This is a genomic window from Bordetella pseudohinzii (assembly GCF_000657795.2).
Taxonomy (GTDB): domain Bacteria; phylum Pseudomonadota; class Gammaproteobacteria; order Burkholderiales; family Burkholderiaceae_B; genus Bordetella; species Bordetella pseudohinzii.
This window is the reverse complement of record NZ_JHEP02000013.1, coordinates 16,747-38,262: the sequence shown is the minus strand read 5'-3', so window position 1 is coordinate 38,262 and position 21,516 is coordinate 16,747. Positions and strand designations below refer to the sequence as shown.

At 66.8% G+C, this 21,516-nt stretch carries 17 protein-coding genes; 10 read left to right on the top strand and 7 right to left on the bottom strand.

Annotated features, from left to right (window positions below; all coding sequences use genetic code 11):
- The first annotated feature begins 12 nt into the window (after positions 1-12).
- From L540_RS16170 to L540_RS16150, 5 genes are all read left to right on the top strand, one after another.
- On the top strand, positions 13-684 hold the full coding sequence (locus tag L540_RS16170; RefSeq protein WP_043210954.1) for an RlmE family RNA methyltransferase: 672 nt from the start codon (positions 13-15) through the stop codon (positions 682-684).
- 174 nt (positions 685-858) lie between these two features.
- A complete protein-coding gene (ftsH, locus tag L540_RS16165) occupies positions 859-2,745 on the top strand; it encodes an ATP-dependent zinc metalloprotease FtsH (protein ID WP_043210955.1) in 1,887 nt (628 codons plus the stop codon).
- A 27-nt stretch (positions 2,746-2,772) separates the two neighbouring features.
- Positions 2,773-3,615: a dihydropteroate synthase gene (gene folP / locus L540_RS16160; RefSeq protein ID WP_043210957.1), complete on the top strand. Its 843-nt coding sequence runs from the start codon at positions 2,773-2,775 to the stop codon at positions 3,613-3,615.
- Positions 3,612-4,955 (top strand): phosphoglucosamine mutase, encoded by a 1,344-nt coding sequence (gene glmM, locus L540_RS16155; RefSeq protein ID WP_043210959.1) that lies wholly within the window; start codon positions 3,612-3,614, stop codon positions 4,953-4,955. Before folP ends, glmM begins: the two co-directional genes overlap by 4 nt.
- A gap of 191 nt (positions 4,956-5,146) precedes the next feature.
- A complete protein-coding gene (locus L540_RS16150; RefSeq protein WP_043210961.1) occupies positions 5,147-5,962 on the top strand; it encodes a GNAT family N-acetyltransferase in 816 nt (271 codons plus the stop codon).
- 65 nt (positions 5,963-6,027) lie between these two features.
- Here the strand turns inward: L540_RS16150 and ppx are convergent, their stop codons facing one another.
- The gene (ppx, locus tag L540_RS16145; RefSeq protein ID WP_043210964.1) at positions 6,028-7,509 is read right to left on the bottom strand and encodes an exopolyphosphatase; all 1,482 of its coding nucleotides are present in this window, start codon (positions 7,507-7,509) and stop codon (positions 6,028-6,030) included.
- Positions 7,510-7,707: 198 nt separating this feature from the next.
- Between ppx and ppk1 the strand changes: the two genes are divergently transcribed.
- From ppk1 to pstB, 5 genes are all read left to right on the top strand, one after another.
- On the top strand, positions 7,708-9,786 hold the full coding sequence (ppk1, locus tag L540_RS16140) for a polyphosphate kinase 1 (protein WP_043210967.1): 2,079 nt from the start codon (positions 7,708-7,710) through the stop codon (positions 9,784-9,786).
- A 224-nt stretch (positions 9,787-10,010) separates the two neighbouring features.
- Complete coding sequence (gene pstS, locus L540_RS16135) at positions 10,011-11,048, top strand: phosphate ABC transporter substrate-binding protein PstS (protein ID WP_043210969.1); 1,038 nt, start codon at positions 10,011-10,013, stop codon at positions 11,046-11,048.
- Positions 11,049-11,178: 130 nt separating this feature from the next.
- Positions 11,179-12,192: a phosphate ABC transporter permease subunit PstC gene (gene pstC, locus L540_RS16130; RefSeq protein ID WP_043210971.1), complete on the top strand. Its 1,014-nt coding sequence runs from the start codon at positions 11,179-11,181 to the stop codon at positions 12,190-12,192.
- Between the two features lie 14 nt (positions 12,193-12,206).
- Positions 12,207-13,064 (top strand): phosphate ABC transporter permease PstA, encoded by an 858-nt coding sequence (gene pstA, locus L540_RS21810; RefSeq protein WP_082384655.1) that lies wholly within the window; start codon positions 12,207-12,209, stop codon positions 13,062-13,064.
- 27 nt (positions 13,065-13,091) lie between these two features.
- A complete protein-coding gene (gene pstB, locus L540_RS21805; RefSeq protein ID WP_029577452.1) occupies positions 13,092-13,868 on the top strand; it encodes a phosphate ABC transporter ATP-binding protein PstB in 777 nt (258 codons plus the stop codon).
- A gap of 26 nt (positions 13,869-13,894) precedes the next feature.
- Here pstB and L540_RS16115 read toward each other — a convergent pair whose 3' ends face one another.
- From L540_RS16115 to L540_RS16090, 6 genes are read right to left on the bottom strand one after another with little or no spacing between them, the layout of a single operon-like run.
- Positions 13,895-14,845: a tripartite tricarboxylate transporter substrate binding protein gene (locus L540_RS16115; protein ID WP_053073232.1), complete on the bottom strand. Its 951-nt coding sequence runs from the start codon at positions 14,843-14,845 to the stop codon at positions 13,895-13,897.
- Entirely contained in the window at positions 14,842-16,302 is a 1,461-nt protein-coding gene (locus tag L540_RS16110) for an MmgE/PrpD family protein (RefSeq protein WP_053073231.1), read from the bottom strand. The genes L540_RS16115 and L540_RS16110 overlap by 4 nt, the downstream gene beginning before the upstream one ends.
- A complete protein-coding gene (gene leuD, locus L540_RS16105; RefSeq protein ID WP_082149665.1) occupies positions 16,299-18,032 on the bottom strand; it encodes a 3-isopropylmalate dehydratase small subunit in 1,734 nt (577 codons plus the stop codon). Before leuD ends, L540_RS16110 begins: the two co-directional genes overlap by 4 nt.
- Positions 18,033-19,433 (bottom strand): 3-isopropylmalate dehydratase large subunit, encoded by a 1,401-nt coding sequence (locus L540_RS16100; RefSeq protein WP_043210973.1) that lies wholly within the window; start codon positions 19,431-19,433, stop codon positions 18,033-18,035.
- A complete protein-coding gene (locus L540_RS16095) occupies positions 19,408-20,331 on the bottom strand; it encodes an isocitrate lyase/PEP mutase family protein (RefSeq protein ID WP_068945290.1) in 924 nt (307 codons plus the stop codon). The genes L540_RS16100 and L540_RS16095 overlap by 26 nt, the downstream gene beginning before the upstream one ends.
- A 32-nt stretch (positions 20,332-20,363) precedes the next feature.
- On the bottom strand, positions 20,364-21,368 hold the full coding sequence (locus L540_RS16090) for a Bug family tripartite tricarboxylate transporter substrate binding protein (protein ID WP_043210975.1): 1,005 nt from the start codon (positions 21,366-21,368) through the stop codon (positions 20,364-20,366).
- Positions 21,369-21,516: the final 148 nt, after the last annotated feature.

Genomic DNA, 21,516 nt, shown 5'->3' with positions numbered 1-21,516 from the left:
AATTGTACGGTAATGGCCAAAAAGAAATTCTCCAAAGATTGGATTCATCAGCACATCAACGACCCTTATGTGAAGCTGGCGCAACAGAAGGGCTACCGGGCGCGCGCCGCCTTCAAGCTGATCGAAATCCTCGAAACTGAAAAACTGCTCAAAAAGGGCGATGTGGTGGTCGACCTGGGTTCGGCGCCCGGCAGCTGGTCGCAGGTCGCGCGCGAGCGCCTGGCCGGCGCCGGCGGGGTGATCGACGGGCGCATCATCGCCCTGGACCTGCTGCCCATGGAGCCCATCGCCGGGGTGGAATTCTTCCAGGGCGACTTCCGGGACGACGAGGTGCTGCGCGAACTCGAAGAACGGGTGGGAAATCACGCCGTGGACCTTGTAATTTCGGATATGGCCCCCAACCTGTCCGGGGTGGGGGTGGCCGATTCGGCCCGGATCCAGCATGTCTGTGACCTGGCCCTGGAATTTGCCTGCGCGCATCTCAAGCCCAACGGCGTCCTGATCGTCAAGGCGTTTCACGGCAGCGGGTTCTCGCAGATCGTCCAGTCCTTCAAGCAGCGTTTCAAGCGGGTGGTCGAGCGCAAGCCCAAGGCTTCGCGCGACAAATCCTCTGAAACTTTCCTCGTGGCGCGTGATCTCAAGGACCCCGTGGTGAGGGATTCGAAAAACAATACAACCGAATAACACAAAGGGGGTAACACCCCTGAACAGCCCGGGCGTAACAGGCCGCGGGGCGCCAACCGGCGCAATCTGCCTTGTCAGGGTAGAATGGGCTATTGACTTTATATTGCAGGCCGGGCGCTGTTGCGCGCGGGAGCGCCGGGTCTGCCGGTCGGAATCGAGAGCAGGAGATCGACCTTGAACAATTCGTTTTCTAAAGTTGCGGTCTGGATGGTGATCGCGCTGGTGCTGTTCACGGTATTCAAGCAGTTCGACGGACGTGCACAGAGCCAGGACGGCGTCACCTACACCCAGTTCATGGATGATGCCAAGGCAGGCCGCATCCGCAAGGTCGACGTCCAGGGCGATGTGCTCTATGTCACGCCGGATACCGGGCGTTCGTATACGCTCACCTCGCCGGGCGACCTCTGGATGGTTTCGGACCTGCTGAAGTACGGCGTGCAGGTTTCCGGCAAGGCGCGCGAAGAGCCGTCGCTGCTGATGAGCATTTTCGTGTCCTGGTTCCCGATGCTGCTGCTGATCGGCGTCTGGGTGTTTTTCATGCGCCAGATGCAGGGCGGCGGACGGGGCGGCGCGTTCAGCTTCGGCAAATCGCGCGCCCGCATGCTCGACGAAAACACCAACCAGATCACCTTCGCCGATGTCGCCGGCTGCGACGAAGCCAAGGAGGACGTCCAGGAGCTGGTCGACTTCCTGCGCGACCCCAGCAAGTTCCAGAAGCTGGGCGGCCGCATCCCGCGCGGCGTGCTGATGGTCGGCTCGCCCGGCACCGGCAAGACGCTGCTGGCCAAGGCCATCGCCGGCGAGGCCAAGGTGCCCTTCTTCAGCATTTCCGGCTCGGATTTCGTTGAAATGTTCGTCGGCGTGGGCGCGGCCCGTGTCCGCGACATGTTCGAAAACGCCAAGAAGCACGCGCCCTGCATCATCTTCATCGACGAAATCGACGCGGTCGGCCGCCAGCGCGGCGCCGGCCTGGGCGGCGGCAACGACGAACGCGAACAGACCCTGAACCAGATGCTGGTCGAAATGGACGGCTTCGAGTCGGGCCAGGGCGTCATCGTCATCGCCGCGACCAACCGTCCCGATGTGCTGGATCCCGCGCTGCTGCGTCCGGGCCGCTTCGACCGCCAGGTCGTGGTGCCGCTGCCCGATATCCGCGGCCGCGAGCAGATCCTCAAGGTCCATATGCGCAAGGTGCCGCTGTCGCCCAATGTGGACGCCACCATCCTGGCGCGCGGCACCCCCGGTTTCTCGGGCGCCGACCTGGCCAACCTGGTCAATGAAGCCGCGCTGTTCGCCGCCCGCCGCAATGGCCGCACGGTGGATATGTCGGACTTCGAAAAGGCCAAGGACAAGATCATCATGGGCGCCGAGCGCCGCTCCATCGTCATGCCCGAGGAAGAGCGCCGCAACACCGCCTACCATGAGTCCGGCCACGCCATCGTGGCGCGCATGCTGCCCAAGACCGACCCGGTCCACAAGGTCACCATCATCCCGCGCGGCCGCGCGCTGGGCGTGACCATGCAGCTGCCGGAAAGCGATCGCTACAGCATGGACAAGGACCGCCTGCTGAACACCATCGCGGTGCTGTTCGGCGGCCGTATCGCCGAGGAGGTCTTCATGAACCAGATGACCACCGGCGCTTCCAACGACTTCGAGCGCGCCACCGCCATCGCCCGCGACATCGTCACCCGCTACGGCATGACCGACGAGCTGGGCCCCATGGTCTATGCCGAAAACGAAGGCGAGGTCTTCCTGGGCCGCAGCGTCACCAAGACCACCCACGTCTCCGAGGCGACCATGCAAAAGGTCGACAACGAGATCCGCCGCATCATCGATGAGCAATACGGCGTGGCCCGCAAGATCCTGGAAGACAACCGCGACAAGGTCGAGGCCATGACGCGCGCGCTGCTCGAATGGGAAACCATCGACGCCGACCAGATCAACGACATCGTTGAAGGCCGTCCGCCGCGTCCGCCCAAGACCCCCCAGGGTCCGTCGGATTCGCCGGACACGCCGGCCAGCGGCGTGGCCGCCGGGGGCAACACGGCCGCCGCGGTGTAAGCCACGGCCGTTCCCTGAAGTTTCTACATGGCCAATTCTTTTCTGTGCGGGCGCTTCGAGCTGGATCTCGAGCGCCCGCTTGTCATGGGCATCGTTAATGTCACGCCGGACTCGTTTTCGGACGGCGGCGAGCACGATGATCCCGACGCCGCGGTCGCGCACGCGCGCAAGCTGATCGCCGAAGGCGCTCATATCCTCGACCTGGGCGGCGAGTCCACGCGCCCGGGAGCGCCTCCCGTGCCGGCCGAAGAAGAGATGAGGCGGCTGCTGCCGGTCATCGAGGCCTTGCGCGATTGCGGCGTGCCGCTGTCCATCGACACCTTCAAACCCGAGGTCATGCGCGCCGTGCTCGACGCCGGCGCCGACATGATCAACGACATCTATGGTTTTCGGCAGCCTGGCGCCATCGAGGCGGTGGCGCCGTCGCGCTGCGGCCTGTGCGTCATGCACATGAAGGGCGATCCGGGCAATATGCAGGAAGCGCCCGAGTACACCGATCTCATGGGCGAGATCGGCGTGTTCCTGGGCGCGCGCGCGCAACGCCTGCGCGCGGCCTGGGTCGATCCGCGCCGCATCGTGCTGGACCCGGGCTTCGGCTTCGGCAAGACCATGGACCAGAATTTCCAGTTGCTGCGCAGGCTGGCCAGCCTGCGCGTCTCCAGTTATCCGCTGCTGATCGGCGTGTCTCGCAAATCCATGATAGGGGCCGCCACCGGGCGCCCTGTGGGCGAGCGCCTGCCTGGCAGCATTGCCGCCGCCCTGGCCTGCGTGGCCCGTGGTGCGTCCATCGTGCGCGTGCACGATGTGGCGGCCACGGTCGATGCCCTGAAGGTCTGGCAGGCGGCCGAACAAGGAGCCATCCTCACATGAGTCAACGCAAGTATTTCGGCACCGATGGGGTGCGTGGTGAAGTCGGCGGTCCGGTGATCAACGCGGCCTTCGCGTTGCGCCTGGGCTATGCCGCCGGCCGGGTGCTGGTGCGCCGCAATGCCAGCCGCCTCGGGGGACGCCCCCAGGTGCTGATCGGCAAGGACACCCGCATCTCGGGCTATATGCTCGAATCGGCGCTGGAAGCCGGCCTGTCGGCCGCGGGCATCGATGTGCTGCTGGCCGGCCCCATTCCCACGCCGGGCGTGGCCTATCTCACGCGCACCCTGCGCCTGGTGGCCGGCATCGTCATCAGCGCCTCGCACAATCCCTATCAGGACAATGGCATCAAGTTCTTCTCGGCCGAGGGCACCAAGCTGCCCGACGAGGTCGAGGCCGAGATCGAGGCCGCCCTGGACGAGGAGCTGGGCTGCGTCCGTTCCGAAGAGCTGGGCCGCGCGCGGCGCATGGCGGATTCGCAGGGCCGCTACATCGAATTCTGCAAAAGCACGGTGCCGCACACGCTGGACCTGCATGGCATGAAGCTGGTGATCGACGCCGCCCACGGCGCGGCCTACAACATCGCCCCGCATGTGTTCCGCGAAGTGGGCGCCGAGGTGCATGCCATCGGCGTGTCGCCGGATGGCTTCAACATCAACAAGGGCGTGGGCGCCTTGCATCCCGAGTCGCTGGCCGCCGAGGTCAAGGCGCGCGGCGCGCACTATGGCATCGCCCTCGATGGCGATGCCGACCGCCTGCAGATGGTCGATGCCAGCGGCCGTATCTACAACGGCGACGAACTGCTCTACGCCATCGTGCGCGACCGCATGAAGCGCGGCAAGGTCGAAGGGGTGGTGGGCACGCTGATGACCAACTACGGCTTCGAGCTCGCCATGCAGCGCCTGGGCGTGGCCTTCGAGCGCGCCAACGTGGGCGACCGCTATGTGCTCGAACAGCTGCTGGCCCGTGGCTGGCAGTATGGCGGTGAAAGCTCGGGCCATCTCCTGTGCCTGGACTGCCACACCACGGGCGATGGCACCATTGCCGCGCTGCAGGTGCTGGCCGCGCTGCAGGGCAACAAGACCAGCCTGGCCGAGTGGGTGTCGGATCTGCGCATGTATCCGCAGGTCATGATCAATGTGCCGCTCAAGCCCGGCATGGACTGGAAGACCCACGCCGGGCTGGCGTCGGCGCGCAAGGCGGTCGAGGCCGAATTGGCGGGACGAGGCCGGGTGCTGATCCGGGCGTCGGGCACGGAACCCAAGCTGCGCCTGATGGTCGAAGCCGAAGATGAAGCGCTGGCCCGGGCCAGCGCCGAGAAACTGGCCGCCAGCCTGGTCTGAGCCCGCGGCAACGCTCCCGACAAACGGCCCGCCCCGCGCGGGCCGTTGTTCATTGTTGTAACCATATGAGAACAGGCCGTTTTCTGCGCAGTTTTCCCGGGCGGCGTAAACTTCACAGTCAAGTAACATTTTCGTCAGACTACTGACATGACGCGCGTCCACACTTGCAGCAAATTTAGGAGCCCCGCGCAATGCTTGAACTAGCCCGCTTGGATAAAGTGACCGATGGCAGCGGCACTTGGGCCGGCAGCGGCCACCGCACCTTGGCCGTGGGCCTGGCTCGCACGCCCGAGGAGGTCGAGCAGATCCAGCGTCTGCGCTACCGGGTCTTCACGCAGGACATGGGGGCGGTCTTTCCCGATGCCCATGACGGCATAGAGCAGGACAGGTTCGATCCCTGGTGCGAGCACCTCATGGTGACGGAGCTGGACACCGGCCGCGTGGTGGGCACCTACCGCATCCTCACCCCTGAGAAAGCCCGCGAGGCCGGCGGCTATTATTCCGAGTCGGAATTCGATCTCAGCGGCCTGGGCGCCCTGCGCAACGAGGTGGTGGAGCTGGGGCGCTCCTGCACCGACGCCGACTACCGCAGCGGCGCGGTCATCATGCTGCTGTGGTCGGGGCTGGCTGAATTTTTGCGCCGCGGAGGTTACCGTTACGCGCTGGGCTGCGCCAGCGTCAGCCTGCGCGACGACGGGGTGACCGCCGCCGAAGTGTGGCGCACGGTGTCCAAGAACCTGCCGCGCGAAGGCGAGCCGCGCGTCACGCCGCTGCACCGCTATCCGATGGAGCGCCTGGACAGCACGCTGCCGGCGCGCGTGCCGCCGCTCATCAAGGGCTATCTGAAGCTGGGCGCCCGGGTTTGCGGCGAACCCGCCTGGGACCCGGATTTCAATGCCGCCGATTTCCCGGTCCTCATGGACATCGAAATGATGGATGAGCGCTACAAGCGCCACTTCGGGCTGGCCGAACCGCCGGCCGAACTGCGCCCCACGGGGACGCGCTGAACATGCGCCGGGTATTGCGCCGCTGGAAAATCCGCTTTGTGCGGTGCGCGACCCGGCCAGTCAGACTAGCGCTCAAGCAGCTCGAACGCGAAACCTACCTTGCGCCATTCTGAGACTTCGCCCTGAAGCGTGAAGTCCGTCAGCGGGTGGCTGTCGAGCCATTCGCGGGGGATGTCGACCTGGATATGGCTGCCCTCGATCTTCAGCTTGAAGGGCAGGGGAGTGTCCTCGCGCCGGCGCAGCAGCAGCACCGCCATGCGCAGGCACAGGATGGCGATCCACTGGCCGCGGCTGCGCACCAGGGACTCGGCCTTGCTCAGCTTGCCCTGGCTGGCCAGGGCAAGCATGGCCATGAGCTGTTGGTCGGCGCGCGAAAAACCCGGCATATCAGCATTCTCGAGCACATAGGCGCTGTGCTTGTGATACGCATTGTGCGCGATGGACAGGCCGACCTCGTGCAGGTCGGCCGTCCAGCCGACCGCGTTGCGCAGCTCGGCGCGCTCGCCGCCTTGCGGCATGAGCTCGTCGAACAAGGCCAGCGCCGTCTGGCGCACGCGGCGGGCCTGGTTGAGGTCGACGTGATAGCGCCGCATGAATTGGCGCACGGACTCGTCGCGCTTGTCGTGCTGGTCGTCGCGGCCGATCAGGTCGTACAGCACGCCCAGGCGCAGCGCGCCGTCGCCGGTGTACATGGTCTCGATGCCCAGCTCGTCGAACAGGGCGCTCATGATGGCCAGGCCGCCCGGCAGCACGTCGGCGCGCTCCAGCTTGATGCCGGGCAGCTCCGAGGGGATGACCTTGCCCGAGCGGACGATGCGATCTTTGAGCTTGGCCATGCCGGCGGCCGTGATGGCCTTGGCGAAGCCGCATTCGGTCAGGATGGCGAACAAGGCCTTGGCCGTGCCCGAGGAGCCGTAGGCTTCCTTCCAGCCCATCTTGCGGTATTGCTTGGCGATGACTTCGATTTCGCGGCGCGCGGCGATCTCGGCCTGCTTCATGGCGCTGCCGTCGACCCGGCCGTCGGGGAAGAACTGGCGGCTGTAGCTGACGCAGCCCATGTAGAGCGAAGACATCAGGTTGGGGTCCAGGCCCTTGCCGATGATGACTTCGGTGGAGCCGCCGCCGATGTCGATGATCAGGCGCTTGTTGGGCGAGGGCGGCAGGCTGTGGGCCACGCCGGTGAAGATCAGGCGGGCTTCTTCGCGCCCGGCGATGACCTCGATGGGAAAGCCCAGCGCCGCCTCGGCGCGCGGCAGGAAGTCAGGGGTGTTGCGCGCGACCCGGAAGGTGTTGGTCGCCACCGCCCGCACCCGGTTGGGGTGGAAGCTGCGCAGGCGCTCGCCGAAGCGCTCGAGCACGCCGACGGCGCGATCTATGGCCTCGCGGCCCAGGATCTTGTCCTGGCCCAGGCCCGCGGCCAGGCGCACGGTCTCTTTCAGGCGGTCGATCTGGTAGATCTGCGCCACGCCATCCTGCTGGACAACGCGGCCGATGGATAGGCGGAAACTATTGGACCCCAGGTCCACGGCGGCCAGAAGATGATCCATGTGCTCGCAGCTATGACGGTAATCGCCTCGATTATAGAGACCCGATATGACAATGCTGGCAGAGCGGTCGTTTTCTTCCACGCAACACGGGCTGTCATGTGTCCCGATTTTGACGTGCCCTATGGTATTGCCCTGCGTCATGGAACCGTCACGATTTTGCAGTAAAACCAAAGGCTGTTGAATTGCATGGAAACCGGTATGTCCATCCGTTCGGTCGGCGAACCCCTGCTGCTTAACCGCGAGCTGTCCCTGCTCAAGTTCAATGAGCGGGTGCTGGCGATGGCCGAGAATCCCAATACGCCCTTGCTGGAGCGCCTGCGCTATGTGTGCATCGTGAGCTCCAACCTGGATGAGTTCTTTGAAATCCGCATCTCCAGCCTGAAAGAGCAGCAGCGCCAGAGTCCTGGCGTGGTGGGGCCGGACGGCCGCACGCCGGACCAGGCCTTCGAAGAAGTGCAGCGGGCCGTGCACGCCCTGGTGGCGCGCCAATACGATCTGCTCAATGAGCAGATCCTGCCCCGACTGGACCAGGAGGGCATCGCCCTGCACCATGCCTCGGAATGGAACGCGGCGCAGCAGGCCTGGGCCCATGATGTCTTCACCCGCGACGTGATGCCGCTGCTCACGCCCATCGGCCTGGATCCGGCGCATCCCTTTCCGCGTGTCTACAACAAAAGCCTGAATTTCATCGTCGCCCTCTCGGGCGCCGACGCCTTCGGCCGCCAGGCCTCGATCGCCGTCGTGCAGGCGCCGCGCGCCCTGCCGCGCCTGATCAAGATGCCGTCCGAGCTATCCGGCCAGCCCGAAGGCTATATCCTGCTGACCTCGCTGCTGCGCGCCTTCGTGGGCGAGCTCTTTCCCGGCCTGCAGATGCTGGGCTGTTACCAGTGGCGCGTCACGCGCAACAGCGATCTCTTCGTGGACGAGGAAGAAGTCACCAATCTGCGCCACGCCCTGCAGGGCGAGCTGTCGCAACGCAATTTCGGCGCCGCCGTGCGCCTGGAAATCGACAAGCTCACGCCGCCCGAGCTGGAGATCTTTCTGCAGCGCGAGTTCTCGCTCACGGCCGCCGACACCTATCGCGTCAGCGGCCCGGTCAACCTCTCGCGGCTGATGCAGCTGTGCAATGCGGCCACCCGCCCCGGGCAGCTGTTTCCGCCCTACCAGGCGCCGGTGCCCGCGCCCTTTGACCGGGTGGGCGACAAGCCGGCGGAACTCTTCGCCGCCGTGGCCGAGCGCGACCGCCTGCTGCATCACCCCTATCAGTCCTTCCAGCCGGTGATCGACTTCCTGACCGCCGCCGCCCTGGATCCGGACGTCATGGCCATCAAGCAGACCATTTACCGGACCGGCGAGGACTCCGAACTGATGAAAATCCTGCTGGCGGCCGCCCGCGCCGGCAAGGAAGTCACGGTGGTGGTGGAGCTGATGGCCCGCTTCGACGAGCAGACCAATATCAACTGGGCCGCGCGCCTGGAAGAGGTGGGCGCGCATGTCGTCTACGGCGTGGTGGCGCACAAGACCCACGCCAAGATGGCGCTGGTGCTGCGCCGTGAGCGCGGCCGCCTGCGCCGCTACGCCCACCTGGGGACGGGCAACTATCATCCGCGCACGGCCCGCCTCTATACCGACTTCGGCCTGCTGACCGCCGACCCGCGCCTGTGCGAAGACATGGACAAGGTCTTCGGCCAGCTGACCGGCCTGGGCGCGCGGCGCGAACTCAAGGCGCTGCTGCAATCGCCCTTCACGCTGCACCAGGGCATGGTGGACCTGATCCGCGCCGAAGCCCGCGCCGCCAAGGCCGGACGCCGCGCCCGCATTATGGCCAAGATGAACTCGCTGCTCGAAGAACAGGTGATCGAGGAGCTCTACAAGGCCAGCCAGGCCGGCGTGAAGATCGACCTCATCGTGCGCGGCGTGTGCGCCTTGCGCGCCGGCGTGCCCGGCCTGTCCGAGAACATCCGCGTGCGCTCGGTGGTGGGGCGCTTCCTGGAGCATTCCCGGGTGTTCTATTTTTATGCCGACGGCGACGAGACCACCTATCTGTCCTCGGCCGACTGGATGGACCGAAATTTCTTCCGCCGCGTCGAGGTGGCCTTCCCGGTCTACGACAAGGCCCTGAAAAAGCGCGTCATCGCCGAAGCCTTCACCTATGCCTTGCGTGACAACCAACTGGCCTGGCAGCAGCGCGCCGATGGCGATTACGCGCGCGTGCAGAACCGGCGCCCGGCGTTCAATGTGCATCAATACCTGATGGCCAAGCTGGGCCATCCCTGAGCGCCCGGGGCAACAGCGGCGAGGAGACAGGGCAGGGGCGCGCAAGCGCCCCTTTGCCATTCCGGGTCGGGGCCGGCGTATTTGGGGCGTGACCCCAAAAGTGACGGCCGGGGGATTATGACTGTCACGGTCCTGTCATTTTGGGTGCTTAAGATTCGCCCTGTCAGCCAAGAACGGGCAGCGAGCCCGCAGGTCTTTCCCCAAGAGCACAGAAGGAACCCGCAATGTTCAAACGTGTCTTCAAGCAAGTTTCCGTCGGCGTGGCCCTGAGCGCCGCCGTCTTTGCCGCGCAGGCCGCCGACATCACCGGCGCCGGCGCCTCCTTCCCCTATCCGATCTACGCCAAGTGGGCCTCCGACTACAAGGCCGCCACGGGCAATATCGTCAACTATCAATCCATCGGCTCGGGCGGCGGCCAGCAGCAGATCAAGGCCAAGACCGTCGATTTCGGCGCTTCGGATGATCCCCTGAAGGCCGAAGACCTGGAGAAGAACGGTCTGCTGCAGTTCCCGGCCGTGATCGGCGGCACCGTGGCCGTGGTGAACATCGACGGCGTGGCCCCGGGCCAGCTCAAGCTGTCGGGCAAGGTCCTGGCCGACATCTACCAGGGCAAGATCAAGAAGTGGGACGACGCCGCCATCACGGCGCTGAATCCCGATGTCAAGCTGCCCTCGGCCGACATCGTCGTCGTGCACCGCTCGGACGGCTCGGGCACCACCTTCGGCTGGACCAACTATCTGTCCAAGGTCTCGGCCGACTGGAAGAGCAGCGTGGGCGAAGGCAAGGCCGTCAAGTGGCCCACCGGCCAGGGCGGCAAGGGCAACGAAGGCGTCGCCGCCTACGTCGGCCAGCTGAAGAACGCCATCGGCTATGTCGAATACGCCTATGCCAAGCAGAACAAACTGGCCTGGACCCAGCTGCAGAACAAGGACGGCAAGTTCGTCCAGCCCGAGCAGAAGGCCTTCGCCGCCGCGGCCGCCAACGCCGACTGGAAGAGCGCGCCCGGCATGGGCGTGGTGCTGACCGACGAGCCGGGCGCCGATTCCTGGCCCGTGACCGCCGCCACCTTCATCCTGGTCCACCAGACCCAGGACAAGCCGGCCCAGGGCAAGGCCGTCCTGGCGTTCTTCGACTGGGCCTTCAAGAATGGCGCCAAGTCGGCCGAGGCCCTGGACTATGTGCCCCTGCCCGACGCCGTGACCCAGGAAATCCGCAGCGCCTGGAAGTCGGTCAAGGGCGCCGACGGCAAGGCGGTCTACTGATCCTGCAGGCCCCCGGGCGCGGGGGCGCTCGCCCGCCGGGCGGGCCCCGCCGGGGCCTTCCCGCGCCGCGCCCGGCCTTGCCGTTTCTGTCCTCTCTTCCCCGTTGTGGCGTCACAAGGAAAGTCCCTCCATGAGCGCGGTAATGGATAATAGTGTGCCGCTGCCGACCGGCAAGGCGGACATCACCACCGGCACGCCTTCGCCTATGAAGCAAAACAACAACGCGCTGATGGATGCGCTTTTCAAGAACCTGACCCGCCTGTTCGCCTTCCTGGTCTTCATCCTGTTGGCGGCGATCATGGTGTCGCTTATCTACGGCAGCCGCGAGTCGCTCGCCAAGTACGGCCTGTCCTTCCTGTGGCTCAATGACTGGGATCCGGTCCAGCAGAACTACGGCGCCGTCGTGCCCATCATCGGCACGCTGCTGACCTCCTTCATCGCGCTGGCCATCGCCATCCCGGTGTCCTTCGGGATCGCCATCTTCCTGACCGAACTGTCGCCGACCTGGCTGCGCCGCCCGCTGGGCACCGCCATCGAAATGCTGGCCGCGATTCCGTCCATCATCTACGGCATGTGGGGCTTGTTCGTCTTCGTGCCGGTGTTCCAGCAGTATGTGCAGCCGCTGCTGATCGCCACGCTGGGCAATGTGCCCGTGATCGGCGGCCTGTTCGCCGGCCCGCCCTTTGGTATCGGCATCTTCACCGCGGGCCTGATCCTGTCCATCATGATCATCCCCTTCATCGCGGCGGTCATGCGCGACGTCTTCGAGCTCGTGCCCGCCATGCTCAAGGAGTCCGCCTACGGGCTGGGCAGCACCACCTGGGAAGTCATGTGGAAAGTCGTGCTGCCCTACACCAAGTCGGGCGTCATCGGCGGCATCATGCTGGGCCTGGGGCGCGCCCTGGGCGAGACGATGGCCGTGACCTTCGTCATCGGCAATGCCTTCCGCTGGTCGGGATCGCTGTTTTCGCCGGGCAACTCGATCGCCTCGGCCCTGGCCAATGAGTTCAACGAAGCGGGCGGCATCCAGAAATCGGCGCTGCTGGAACTGGGCCTGATCCTGTTCCTCATCACCACCGTCGTCCTGGCGCTGTCCAAGATGCTGCTGGTCCGCCTGTCGGCCGCCGAAGGCGCCAAGACCTGACCGCGGGAATCCTCATGCCTCAATCCTTGCTCAACATGAACAACGGCGTCTACCGGCGCCGCCGCGTGATCAACCGCTGCATGCTCGCCGTGTCGCTGGGGGCGCTGCTGTTCGGCCTGTTCTGGCTGTTCTGGATCATCCTGACCTTGCTGGCCAAGGGCGCGCCCGCGCTGTCCTATACGCTGTTCACGGAAATCACGCCGCCTCCGGGCCAGGGCGGCGGCCTGATCAACGCCATCGTCGGCAGCCTGCTGATGGCCGGCGTGGGCACCCTGATCGGCACCCCCGTGGGCATCCTGGCCGGCACCTACCTGGCCGAATATGGCCAGCGCGGCTGGCTGGCCCCGGCCACCCGCTTCCTGAACGACGTGCTGCTGTCGGCGCCGTCCATCATCATCGGCCTGTTCATATACGCCGTCTATGTGGCCCAGGTCGGCCACTACTCCGGCTGGGCCGGCGCCCTGGCCCTGTCCATCCTGGTGATCCCGGTCGTGGTGCGCACCACCGACAACATGCTGCTGCTGGTGCCCAACAGCCTGCGCGAAGCCACCGCCGCCCTGGGCTGCCCCAAGTGGCGCATGATCACCATGGTCTGCTATCGCGCCGCCCGCAGCGGCATCATCACCGGCGTGCTGCTGGCCGTCGCCCGCATCGCCGGCGAAACCGCGCCGCTGCTCTTTACCGCGCTGTCCAATCAATTCATGTCCTGGAACATGAATGCGCCGATGGCCAACCTGCCCGTGGTCATCTACCAATATGCCGCCAGCCCCTTCCGGGACTGGAACAACCTTGCCTGGGCCGGCGCGACGCTGATCACCTTGCTGGTGCTGGGGATCAACATCCTCGCCCGCAATATGTTCCGCAAGTCGTAGATCCGCGCATCGGCACAAGGAAAAAACATGGAAAACACCGCACAAGCCGCGAAGGCCAAGATCGAGGTCAAGAACCTCAACTTCTACTACGGCAAGTTCCACGCGATCCGCAACGTCAACATGTCGATACGCGAGAACAAGGTCACGGCCTTCATCGGCCCTTCGGGCTGCGGCAAGTCCACGCTGCTGCGCACCTTCAACCGCATGTTCGAACTCTATCCCGGCCAGCGCGCCGAGGGCGAGATCATGCTCGACGGCGAAAACCTGCTGACCTCCAAGACCGATATCTCGCTGATCCGCGCCAAGGTCGGCATGGTCTTCCAGAAGCCCACGCCTTTTCCCATGAGCATCTACGACAACATCGCCTTCGGCGTGCGTCTGTTCGAGCGGCTGTCCAAGGGAGAGATGGACGAGCGCGTCGAATGGGCCCTATCCAAGGCGGCGCTCTGGAACGAGGTCAAGGACAAGCTGCACCAGAGCGGCAACAGCCTGTCGGGTGGCCAGCAACAGCGCCTGTGCATCGCGCGCGGCGTGGCCATCAAGCCCGAAGTGCTGCTGCTGGACGAGCCCTGCTCGGCCCTGGACCCCATCTCCACGGCCAAGATAGAAGAGCTCATCGCCGAACTCAAGCACGAGTACACCGTCGTCATCGTGACTCACAACATGCAGCAGGCGGCCCGCTGCTCCGACTACACGGCCTATATGTACCTGGGCGAACTGATGGAATTCGGCGCCACCGACCAGATCTTCGTCAAGCCGGCGCGCAAGGAAACCGAGGATTACATCACCGGCCGTTTCGGCTGATCCCGCCGCCCCGGCCAAACCGGGACTCAGGGCGCCGTCCAGTACTTCTCCAGCAAGGATTCGAGCCGTTGGCTTTCCTGGGTCACGTCGCGCGCGAAGTCCTCAGGCGTGCTGAAGACCGGCTCGCCGCCATCGTGCCGGATCTGCGCCAGCAGGTCGGCGTCCTGGGAGGCCACGCGCACCGCGGCGGAGAGTTCGTCCACGACCGGCTGCGGCGTTTGCTTCGCGACCAGCAGTCCGTACCAGGTTTCGCCATGAACGTCGTAGCCGGCCTCGGCCAGGGTGGGCGTGTCCGGAACCTGGCTGGAGCGGCGGTCGGAGCCTACCGCCAGCAACTGGAACAGGCCGCCCTGGATCTGCCCCAGGCTGGAGGTCACGGCCGGCACGGCCATGGCGATGTGGCCGCCGGCAACGTCGGTCATCATGGGCGCGGTGCCCTTGTAGGGAATGTTGATCGCGTTCGGTATGCCCGCCACGTCCATCAACTGCTTGCCGATCAACTGCGCATAGGCGCTGCCGGAGCCCCAGGAGCAGTCGGCGCGGCCTGCCTTGCACAGCGCCACATAGTCGGCCAGTGTCTTGACCCCTAGCTTGGGGGAGACGCCGAACGCCAACGGGGAGGTCTGGATCTTGGAGATGTAGCGGAAGTCCTCGACGGCATTGACCCGGGCCCGCGGCATGGTTTTCTTCCAGAGCATCATCTGGCTGATCTGGAACAGCAGGGTGTAGCCGTCGGCGGGCGCGCGCAACACCCGCTCCGATCCCAACAGGCCTTCGGCGCCCGGAACGTTCTCGACAATGACGGGGGTCTTCCAGCGCTGCGAGAAGTTGCGCGCCAGTTTGCGCGCGACGGTATCGGTGCCGCCGCCCGCCGGATAGGGGACGATGATGGTGACCGGCTTGTCGGGATAGGCGGCGCTGGCGGGGGCGGCGGTCAACGCGAGCAGGCTCAGCGCGATCGGGGCGAGGATTTTCAAGGCAGTCTCCGGTGTGTGAATTGTTGGTGTGTATCGTTGGCATCGATCGTTGGCATCGATGGCCTGCGCGGCGGCTCCCGCAGGCGCGCATCGAGCGCCCGCATGAAGCCGCGGCAGTCTTGCTCAGGCAGGTCGCGGCAGAGTCCCAGCAAGGCCGCGCCCCCGACATCGAAGCCGCCCCACACGAGGCAATCGTCCAGCTTGGCGCACAGGGCTTGTTCGCTCAACGGCTGTTCGTGCGAGCCATTGAGGACCCGCACTTGCCGCGTCAGCCGGCGGCCGTCGCGCAGGCCCAGCGTGACGCGGGCCCAGCGAGGGTTGATCGGACCCGCTGCTTCCTCGGATGTGACCAAGGCCTGCAGGCGCTGGATGGCGGGGCGTTGCACGGCCTCGTCGGTGAAGCTGGATAGCCGTACGTGCCCATCCAGGATCGCCGCCGCCATGGCATAAGGCAGGCTGAACTTGCCTTGCAAGCCGGTGGCGGGGCGGGGATGGATCAAGGGCAGCAGGGCGGCATGGCTGGTTTCGACATGAATGGCCACGACGTCCTCGGCGGCCACGCCATGTGCTTGGCGCAGCGCCAGCACGGCGTCCAGCGCCCGGTGCGTGGCGTAGCACATCGGATACTGCTTGACGTCCAGCCCGCTGCGCTCGAGTTCCAGCGCCCCGTCTGTCCAGGGGGCGAGCGCGGCGTCCGGCGCGCCGGCATAGAGCGCCAAATAGCCTTGCGGATGCTCCAGGGCCTGCGTGCCGGCTTGCAGTCCCGCCGCCGCCAGGCAGGCGGCACGCAAACCGGCGGCGCCTGCCTGCCCCGCCTGGAACGCCTTGGCCTGGCTGCCGACATTGGCGCGCGCGCCGGCGGCCTGGGCCAGGGCCAGGCCCAGGGCATGGCGAGTGCGCGGCTGATCCAGTCCCAGCAGGTGCGCGCAGGCGATGGCCGCCCCGAGGATGCCTATGCTGGCGGTGGTGTGCCAGCCATGCTCGTATTGACGGGATGCGAAAGCCCGCGAGAGCTGGCCGAGGGCCTGCATGCCGACGGCAAAGGCCGAGCAGGCGTGCCGGCCGCTCAGGCCGCGCGCCTCGCCCAGGGCCAGGATGGCGGGCCACAGGACGACGCTGGGATGACCGCGCATGGGCACGGTCACGTCGTCATAGTCGAGGACATGGCCGGCCAGGCCATTGGCCCAGGCGGCGATCTCCGGCGCGGCGCGATAGGGCGCGCCCCATAGCGTGGACGAGGCCGTTGCGCCGCCTGGCGCGAGCAGGCCGGCCTCCTCCAGGTAACGGTGGGCCGCGATCGTGGCCGCCTCGGCGCGGGCCGCCAGGCCCACGGCCACGGTGTCGGCCAGCGAACGGGCGCAGCATTCGGCCTGGGCCGGCGTGAGCGCCAGCGGCGGGCGGGCCGCGTAGCTGGCCAGGATGGCCGTGGCGCTGGCGGCGCGGTCCGGCGCGCTCATAGGGCCTCCCGGCGCACGTAGGCGGTGCCGGCGATCAGGCGGCGCGCGGTCCGGCCGAAACCGAGGCGTTCGTAGCGCGGCTGTTCCGCGTCGGCTCCCTGGCCGTCTTGCGCCAGGCGCACGGCCACCTCCATGACGCCCAGCGGATGGCCGATGCGCAGGCGGTGTCTGTCGCCGCCGCCCGCCGCTTCGTGCGCCAGCGTGCCGGCGATCGCGGACATGGCGGCCGTGCACATGGAGCCGGTGCCGGCCATGCTCTCATGGCACTTGTTATAGAAAATCAGGCGCGCCCGCAGGTCCATGGCGTCGAGCGGAACATGGCGGCCCTCGCTGTCCGCATAAGCCGAGGGCGGCGCGACGATGACGACAAGCGGCAAGGCGGGCGACTCCGATTCCGCCTTGCTCCAGTCCGCGCAGAGCCCGATGCGTTGCGCCGCCTTGCCGCGCAGTTCGCGCAGCGTCTCGAGCAGGACGTCATTGGCGTTGATGGCGTCGGGCAGTTCGCTGCCGTCCAGGCCAAGATCGGCCGCGCGCAGGAAGACACAGGGATTGGCGACGTCTCCCAGGGTCGCCGTCAGGCGGCGTCCATCCTCCAGCTGGAAGGTATCGACCGGACTGCCGGTGGGCAACACGCGGCCTGTCTTGGCGCCGGTGGTGACGCGATAGTCCATGAAGATCTCCGCGCCCTGGCCCGGGACCCCCGGAATGGCGAAATCGCCTTCCACGCGGACGCGCCCGTTGCGCGTGGGTACATGGGCGATCAGGAGCTTGCGGGTATTGGTGTTGTGGATGCGGACCTCCGTGATGCCGTCGCGCGCCGGCACCAGGCCCGCCGCGATGGCGTAAGGGCCGACGGCCGCGGAGATATTGCCGCAGTTGCTGGTGTAGACGACGATGCCGCGGCCCGGCGGCACGATGCCATAGGTGTAGTCGACATCGGCGTCGGGCCGGCTGCTCCTGCCGACGATGGCCAGCTTGGCCGTCACCAGGCGCGAGCCGCCCAGGCCGTCGATCTGCAGCAGGTCGTCGCTGCCCATGACGGCCTTGAGCAGCGCGTCCCGCCGGGGACCGGGCGGCGGCAGGTCCTCTGCATTGAAGAAGGCCCCCTTGCTGGTGCCGCCTCGCATCAGCGTGCACGGCACGCCGATTTCCTCGTCCGGCCAGCGCCAGGGATGCTGGGCCTGGTCCCGCGCCTGCCATTGCCGGATATCCGCCGCGCTGAGCAAGGTCTGCTGGATGTCGTCCAGTCCTTCGAGCAGCGCCGCCCGCCGCAGCGGATCGACGGTGAAGGCCACCGAGGACCCGTCGGGCGCGGTAATGCGCTGCGCGCGCAGGTCGACCCGGAAGCCGGGCCCGGCCTGCGCGGCCAGGCGGTGGACCTGCTCCTCCGGCAGCACGATGGGCAGCAGGCCGTTCTGGAAGCAGTTGTTGAAGAAAATGTCGCCAAACCCGGCAGCGATGACACAGCGCACACCCCGCGCGGACAAAGCCCAGACCGCGCCCTCGCGCGATGAGCCGCAGCCGAAATTGCGGCCCGCCAACAGGATGGGGCTGGGCTCGCCGGCCATGAACGGGTAGTCGGGCGTGCCTTGCAGGGATTCGAAGACCACTTCGCCCAGGGCGTCCCGGGACAAGGTGCTCAGGCGCTCGATGCGGATGATGACGTCGGTGTCGACGTTGTCGCGCATGAGCGCGGCGGCGCGTCCTTCGACGGTGGAGTAGGGCTGCATTCAGAGGCTCCCGGCGGCGGTGATGACGCCCGCCAGCGCCGAGGCGGCGACCGTGGCGGGGCTGGCAAGATGGGTGCGCACCCGCGGACCCTGGCGGCCGACGAAATTGCGGTTGGTGGTGGAGACGACCCGCTCCTGCGGCGCGGCGACTTCGCCGTTGGCGGCGACGCACATGCTGCAGCCCGGCTCGCGCCATTCGAAGCCGGCGGCGCGGAAGACCTGGTCCAGTCCCTGCGCCTCGGCGGCGCGCTTGACCGCTTCGGAGCCCGGCACGACCCAGGCCTGCACATGGGCCGCCACATGCTTGCCCCGCAGCACGCGCGCGGCGGCTTCGAGGTCGGAGAGGCGGCCGTTGGCGCAGGATCCTATGAAGGCCCGGTCGATCCGCTGGCCGGCGATGGGCGTGCCCGCGGCCAGGCCCATGTAGTCCAGGGCGTGTTGCCGGGCGAGCCGGTCGTCGGCATCGGCGCAGGCGGCGGGGTCGGGAATCCGCCCGTCGATGGGCATGACGTGTTCCGGGCTGGTGCCCCAGGTAATGGTAGGCGAGAGCGCCGTGATATCCAGGGTCTCGTCGCGGTCGAAGACCGCGCCGGCATCGCCGCGCAGCGCCAGCCAGGCCTCGGCGGCGGCGGGCCATTGCAGGGGCGAAGGGGCATGGGGCCGGCCGCGCAGGAAATCCAGGCAGCGATTGTCCGGCGCGATCATGCCGATGCGCGCGCCCATTTCGATGGAAAGATTGCACATCGTCATGCGCTCGTCCATCTCCATTGCCTCGATGACCGGGCCGGCATACTCGATGGCGTGTCCCGTGCCAGCGCCGGTGCCGAGCTCGCCGATGGCGTGCAGGATGATGTCTTTGGCCGTCACGCCTTCGGCGCGCGTGCCGACCAGGCGCAGCCGCATGGTCTTCGGCTTGCGCAGGCGCAGCGTCTGCGTGGCGAGCGCGTGCGCGAGCTCGGAGGTGCCCACGCCGAAGGCCAGCGCGCCCAGTGCGCCGTTGGTGCAGGTATGGCTGTCGCCGCATATCGCCGTCAGGCCGGGCTGGATGAGCCCCAGTTCCGGCCCCATGACATGGACGATCCCGTGGCCGGCATGTCCGATGTCGAAGAAGCGGATGCCGGCCTCGTCGCAGCGGGCGCGCAGGTCCTGCCACAGGCGCCCGCCGGGCGGATAGCTGTGCGGGCCGCGTCCCGGCGCCGACGACACCGCGTGGTCCGGCGTGGCATAGGCAAGTGCGGGCTGGGCCACGGGCAGCCCGCGTCCGCGCAGCGCATTCAGGCTGGCGGTGCCGGACAGGTCGTGCAGCAGGACCCGGTCGATGTGCAGCAGCGCCCAGCCGCCGTCCAGGACCTTGACGACATGCTGCTCCCAGACCTTATCGAACAATGTTTTCGCGTGCATTTCCGGCGTGCTCCGTATCGAGATGCGCGGCGGCCTCCGGCGGCTCGCGAAAGCGTGTGCGCAGGGCATTCCATTCGTCCGCGCCGAAGCGCCGCGCGCGTTCCTGCAGCTTCGGGCCGGACTCGGCGTCAGGCGCCACGCCAGTGCGCTGGAGGTCGCCCAGCGCCTGGTCGCATGCCTGCACCACCGCCACCAGCAGCAGGCTGGGAAGAATAGTCAGCTTGTAGCCGAAGCCGCGCAGCTGTTCGAGGGTGACGTCCGGCGACTTGCCGCCCTTGACCAGGTTGAACAGGCAGGGCCCCCGCACCGCCTGGGGCACCAAGGCGATTTCCTCCAGGGTCTGCGCGGCTTCCACGAACACCATGTCGGCGCCGGCGGCGAGGGCCGCGTTGGCGCGCCACAAGGCTTCGTCCAGGCTGGCCACGGCGCGCGCGTCGGTGCGGGCAATGATGGTGAAGTCCGGGTTGCGCCGCGCGGCGACCGCCGCGCGTATCTTGGCCAGATAGTCCTCGCGCGACACAAGTTCCTTGCCGTCCAGGTGCCCGCAGCGCTTGGGCGACACCTGGTCTTCGATGTGCAGGGCGGCGACCCCGCGCATTTCGTACTCCTGGACGGTGCGCGTGACATTCAGCTCGTTGCCGTAGCCGGTATCGGCATCGGCGATGACGGGGATGCGCGCGGCGCGCGCGATGAGGCCGGCGTTGTCGGCCATCTCGCTCATGGTCAGCAGGCCGAAATCGGGATAGCCCTTGGACGCCGACGTGCCGGCGCCGGTCATGTAGACGGCCTCGAAGCCCGCCTGTTCGGTCAGGCGCGCGGTGATGCCGTCGAAAGCCCCGGGCGCGACGATCATGCCGTTCGCGTGGATCATGGCGCGTAGGCGGCTGGCTTGGTTCATGCGGGATACTCCTGCGGTGGTCAATCGGGAATTCATTGCTCGCTGATCCCCGCGTCCCGGACCGCCCGCGCCCAGCGCTGCGTTTCGGCTTGCAGGAAGCGCGCGAAATCCTCGGACGTCATGGGCGTGGGCTCGCTGCCGGCGGCGCGCACGATGCGGATGACGTCGGGGTCTTCCGCGGCCAGGGCCAGGGCGCCGTTGATCTTGCGGACGATCTCCGGCGGCATGCCTGGCGGCCCCATGACGGCGCTCCAGGAGCCGACCTCGAAGCCCGGCGCGGCGGTTTCGGCCAGCGTAGGCGCCTCGGGCAGTTCCGCATAGCGCTTGCCGCTGGACACCGCCAGCGCGCGCAGCTTGCCGTTGCGGATCTGGGGCAGCAGCAGATTGCCGGCGTCCATCATGACCTGGATGCGTCCGCCCAGCAGGTCGTTGAGCGCGGCGGGCGATCCCTTATAAGGCACGTGGACGATGTCCAGCGCGGCTTCGTGCTTGAGCATTTCCATGGCCAGATGCGCCGTGATGCCGATGCCGCCGGAACCGTAGCTGAGTTTGCCGGGGTGCGCCCGGATGTCGTCGAACAGCTGGTCCAGCGTCCGGTAGGGCGAATCGACAGGCACGACCAGGTAGAGGCGGCCCAGGGCGCCCAGGCCCAGCGGCGTCATGCCGTGGACGGGGTCGTAGCTGAGCTTGCGGTAGACGGCGGGATTGATGGCCAGCTGGCCCGAGGTGCCGAAAAGAACCGTATAGCCGTCGGGCGCGGCCTGGGCGACGGTCTGCGCGCCCAGGATGCCATTGGCGCCGGGTTTGTTGTCGACGTAGACGGATTGCTTCAGCGTCTTCGCCATGGCGGCGGCATAGGCGCGCGCCGTCACGTCCACGGTCTGGCCGGGGGGATAGCCCACCACGATGCGTATGGAATGGTTGGGATAGGCGTCCTCCTGCGCCTGAACGGCGGCGCCGAAGTACAGCGCGGCGAGGCAGAGGAGGGCGCCCGCGTAGCGGCTGCGCGCCGTTCGCCGGCAGGGGGGCATGCTCATGGCTTGTCTCGTCCTTGGAATTGTACTTAAAAGTGTAGGACAAAAATGTAGGACAAACAAGGCCGGTTTTCTTGATGGCTTTGACTTTTACCGTGGGATAGGCAGGGATTTTCTTTTGTTTACCGAAGAACAATCCGAGTCCAATGAG